At 42.2% G+C, this 4,171-nt stretch carries 5 protein-coding genes; 2 read left to right on the forward strand and 3 right to left on the reverse strand.

Annotated features, from left to right (window positions below):
* Positions 1-457: 457 nt before the first annotated feature.
* Positions 458-784, reverse strand: a complete 327-nt coding sequence (locus WB217_RS03430) for a hypothetical protein (protein ID WP_423990658.1) — start codon at positions 782-784, stop codon at positions 458-460.
* A 137-nt stretch (positions 785-921) separates the two neighbouring features.
* Positions 922-1,146, reverse strand: a complete 225-nt coding sequence (locus WB217_RS03435; RefSeq protein ID WP_423990660.1) for a DUF1128 domain-containing protein — start codon at positions 1,144-1,146, stop codon at positions 922-924.
* A 292-nt stretch (positions 1,147-1,438) separates the two neighbouring features.
* Between WB217_RS03435 and WB217_RS03440 the strand changes: the two genes are divergently transcribed.
* Positions 1,439-1,801: a YtxH domain-containing protein gene (locus WB217_RS03440; protein WP_423990662.1), complete on the forward strand. Its 363-nt coding sequence runs from the start codon at positions 1,439-1,441 to the stop codon at positions 1,799-1,801.
* Between the two features lie 46 nt (positions 1,802-1,847).
* Positions 1,848-2,663, forward strand: coding sequence for a YihY/virulence factor BrkB family protein (locus WB217_RS03445; RefSeq protein ID WP_423990664.1), 816 nt, complete (start codon positions 1,848-1,850; stop codon positions 2,661-2,663).
* Positions 2,664-2,957: 294 nt separating this feature from the next.
* On the opposite strand, the gene WB217_RS03450 is transcribed toward WB217_RS03445, so the two are convergent.
* On the reverse strand, positions 2,958-4,171 hold a 1,214-nt coding region (locus tag WB217_RS03450), incomplete at its 5' end, for a heavy metal translocating P-type ATPase (protein ID WP_423990666.1).

The raw sequence follows: 4,171 nt of genomic DNA on the forward strand, positions 1-4,171 counted from the left end.
ACAGGAAAAGTAGTTGCCGCATTAAGAAACGAATTCGGCGGCCATGCTGTTGAACGGAATGAAAACTAATTGATTGATCAAGTTCCCCTCGAGTTGAGGGGAACTTTTTTTGTAGGCTCTTTTTAAACCTGGAGCGGAAATCAATAGTAGGGTTGTTATAATACCCTCACTCAACACACCTAGAAGAATGATGAAATAGCTGGCAGTTGGGCTTTTTCATCATTCTTCCGCAAAAAAGCAACTGACCCTTATCAGTTATAATAAAAGGGTGTCCCAAGATACTTTTGGGACACCCTCTTTTACATTCATTTTATTTACTTTGCTTAAAAAAATCGATAAACGCATGATAAAACTCTATTCCCTGGTAAAGCAAAAAGCTTGATGCCGTCAGTGAAAAGAAGCCGATCATCAGAAAACGAAACCACATGATTCATTCCTCCTTTGATTTTAAAAATGCTTAAAATCTCAGAGGCTTGATCACATAATTAGATTGGAAAAACACAGCCGTCAGAAAGGCGAAAAGGGCGGTAAAGGCATTTGCAGGAATCCGTCTGCTGATAGAAGGCTGGATAAATAGGAGAGCAACAATTGTATAGAAAATGGTGAAGGTTTTTTTATCACTTGTAGTTGGATCGGGTAGGTCTTCAGAAGCCTTATCCACTAGGAGGACTGCTTTTGTTTTTGTGCCAAATGCATTAACTTTTTCAGCAGGAAGCGTTCCGTGAGTGAGTAAGAAAGTAAACAGAAGGAGCAGGCTCAGGGCTGAAGTTCTAAGCTTATTCACGGTCTTCACTCCCTTAAAAAGTAATAAATCTATCTTATAACAATATATGCATAGTGGAAACTAAAAAGTTTAGACATTTTCTGAGATGTTTTTCATTCCACATAAAAACAGGCACCTTATTTGGCGCCTGTCATCCATTATTGCTTTCTCAAATTGCCCAGCTCTTCGGCGATTGCCTGCAATTCGTTCGGGCTGAAATTGTTCTTCTTCATGATCATTTCGTAAAGTTCTACCAGTTCTTCATACATTTCGCCGTCAAAATGTGAGGATTTGATGGCGCCTATGTTCATGACATTAAGCTTTTCTTTAATTTTTTCAATCATGAATTCAACGTTTTCAGGTGAATTTTTAGTTAAGTCCACTCCGTTCATCCTTTCAGGGGTTGTACAATCATCTTTCCATGTTCACTATGAAAAGTCAATTACAAATCCGGCTCCATGAAGGGCCGGATAATATTTATAGCTCTTAGCGTAATACCTTTTTCCCCTTATTCTGGTTCCAATGGATCCAGTTTAAATTCATTATCAAACCGAATCTGATAAAAAAAGTCGTCTAGACTTGCATGAATCAATGGCTATCGTGGAAAATGTTAGATAGGAAGCAGGCAAGACTGAATGTCTGCATCGGGACAAACATATATAGGAGGAGAAGGATATGAGTTCGAGGAGATTTTGGATGGGTATGGTTTTAGGAGCGTTAGCAGGAGGGGCTGTAAGCCTTTTGGAAAAATCGACCCGCGACGCGGTTAAAGAAGATTTCAGCAAAGTATCAAGCGGTGTAGCTTACGCAGTGAAAAACCCAACTGAATTATTTGAAGAGATCAAGGATGTAGCGAATAAAGTCCGGTCAACAGTGGAACAAGTAACAGAGGACGTTGCTTTTATTACAGAAAAAGTAGAGGAAATCAGAGATGTTCCGCCACAGGTAACTGAGCTTGTAAAAGGGACAAAGGAAACGTTGAGGAAAATTGCGGCATCTGACCAAAACAGAACGCATATAGATGAAAATGAACTTTAAACAAGCCCTTATTTAGATGAAGGAAAGCATATGATGAGGTGAATCAATGGTTGATTTATCGTTTTTCAGGCAAATGTGGCACAGGATTCAGGAGGATGATGTTCCGGCACTTGCTGCCCAGCTTGCATACTTCTTGTTGCTTTCCTTATTTCCGTTATTGATCTTCCTAGTGACGCTGGTACCGTACCTGCCGATTACAGAGGTTGATATACTAGCTTTTTTTGACGATTATGCACCTGGCGATACAATGGATTTAATCAGGAACAGTCTTGAAGATATTATGCAAAAGGACGGCAAGCTATTGTCTTTTGGTTTGATTGCCACCATATGGACTGCCTCTAATGGAATAAATGCCATTGTAACAGCCTTTAACAGAGCATACAGAGTAAAAGAAACCAGATCGTTCATCGTAAGCCGATTGATGGCCGTCATATTAACCTTTGCAATGATCTTTGTTTTTCTTGTCGCTTTGATTCTTCCTGTGTTTGGAAAAGAAATCGGCATTTGGCTCTTTGCTAATTTTGGCTTAAGGGAAGAGTTTATCCATGTATGGAATATGCTTCGCTGGCTGATCAGTATCCTGATTCTTTTTATCGTTTTTCTTGGCTTGTATTGGATTGCACCTAACAAAAAGCTAACCTGCATCAGTGGACTGCCTGGATCAGTCTTTGCGACAGCAGGCTGGGTGCTTGTTTCAATCGGCTTCTCTTTCTACGTAAGCAATATTGCGTCCTACACTGCCACTTATGGCAGCATTGGCGCCATCATCGTCTTGATGCTCTGGCTTTATTTTTCTGCTTATATCATTATCATTGGCGGAGAAATCAATGCTTATTTCAGTGAGAAGAAGGCTGGGTGCTGATTAGGACAGAAATGGATGATGGGCAAGACAAGTTCTCCTGATTCCCAATTCGGATATCCTTATATTTCCGCGGTAACGAGTCCGGTTTTTGCGGAAGATATAAGGGAGGCAATTACCTCACTTATATCAAGGGGGATTTCAGGATGACCAAGAAAACGAAAAAAGACGGCGGCACAAAACAAAAAGGCAACAAAAGCAATCCTAAGCAAAAAACATCAGGCTCTGCGAATGGATCAAATGGATATCACTAAAAAAAAATTCCCGCCGGCACATATTGGCCGAGCGGGAGTTTTTTTATTTCAACAAACGTAAGCTGTTTAAGATAACCAGAATTGTGCTGCCTTCATGGCCAATTACACCATATGGCAAGTCGAGAAACTGCAGAAAGTTTGATGCGATCAGCACCATGATGACAAGAATTGAGAAAACGACGTTCTGTTTGACGATTCTGTTCATACGGCGGGAAAGATTGATGGCTTCGGCAATTTTTGGCAGGTCGTTTTTCATCAAGACGACATCTGCAGTTTCGAGGGCGACATCTGAACCTTCACCCATCGCGATTCCGACATTAGCGGTTGCGAGGGCAGGAGCATCATTGATGCCGTCGCCAACCATCGCCACATTGCCAAACCGTTCTTTCAGCTTCTTCAATTCATCTACTTTTGTTTCAGGCAGACATTCTGCGATATGCTCATCCACATGGCTCTCAGCGGCTATTGCTTTTGCGGTGTTCCTGCTGTCCCCAGTAAGCATGACAGTAAAAATTCCTTCTGATTTTAACAGGTCGATGGCATGTTTTGTTTCTTCGCGGACGATATCCTTTAAGGCCATCAAACCTGCAAGCTCACCGTTCCGTTCAATGAATACAATCGTTTTACCTTCACCCGCAAGTTCTAGTGCAGCGCCGCCGGCAAATTCCTCAGCAGCTGATTGGCCAACAAAATCCGCTTTTCCTATTTTCCAGTCCTCGTTTTCATAATGGGCTTTTACACCCCATCCTGATACATCTTCAATGCTCTCTGGATGTACAAGCTCTTTTCCAAGCTCAACCTTAGCATACTTAACAATCGCATTCGCAAGCGGATGATTGGAGTGGCTCTCGATTGAAGCAGCTTTTAACAGGACGTCATCGCGGTCAAGACCAGCGGCGACGATCAAGTCGGTTACTTCAGGCTTACCCTTAGTCAGCGTGCCAGTTTTATCAAAAGCAATCGCCTTTAAATGGCTCAGGTTTTCCAAATGGACGCCGCCTTTAAATAAGATTCCGTGCTTGGCACCATTTGAAATTGCGGATAAAGTTGCCGGCATGATCGAAGCAACAAGTGCGCATGGCGATGCTACGACCAGCAAAATCATGGCTCTATAGAAGGTTTCCGTCCAACTCCATCCCAGCAGGAAGTGGGGAACAAACATCATTAGCACAACGACCGCGAGCACAACCTTCACATATGTTCCTTCAAATTTTTCGATAAAAAGCTGGGAAGGGGACTTCTCGCTCTGTGCGTTCT

The organism is Mesobacillus sp. (assembly GCF_049588175.1).
GTDB lineage: Bacteria > Bacillota > Bacilli > Bacillales > Cytobacillaceae > Mesobacillus.